Genomic DNA, 407 nt, shown 5'->3' with positions numbered 1-407 from the left:
TTTCGTGGTAAGACAAAATTTTTATTTGCATATTCCAAAAGTTGGGCGTGGGGTTTTGTTGCAAATGGGGAATCCAAGCTAGGCTGTAAACGGCAACGGGGATAATTGCTAGGTAAATTAAAAGGTGTCCTATCTTAAGCTGAGTCAGGTTTTGCAAAGGTGTAGTATTGTGGCGACTTGGATAAGCATTTTTAAGCGGATTTACTAGCCGAATTGCCCACGCCGCCAGCCACAGAAGATAAATGCCTAGCAAGAACCATAAACCATTCCACTTAATTGCAATCGATGCGCCAAACCACACGCCAGAAAGGGCTAGATAAAGGCTGCGTTTAAGGTTATGAGTTTTGAGTCCTAATAAGACAAACAATTGCCCTAGTAGCCCAAAAATCACTAAATAGATATTATTT

General features: G+C 41.0%; 1 protein-coding gene. It reads right to left on the bottom strand.

Annotation, left to right across the window (positions count from 1 at the left end):
- Window positions 1–407: phospholipid carrier-dependent glycosyltransferase (locus HFC70_RS26550; RefSeq protein ID WP_168476310.1), on the bottom strand; the 407-nt coding region annotated here is incomplete at both ends.

Source organism: Agrobacterium sp. a22-2 (genome assembly GCF_012276985.1).
Taxonomy (GTDB): domain Bacteria; phylum Pseudomonadota; class Alphaproteobacteria; order Rhizobiales; family Rhizobiaceae; genus Allorhizobium.
This window is presented reverse-complemented; position numbering and strand designations above follow the sequence as displayed.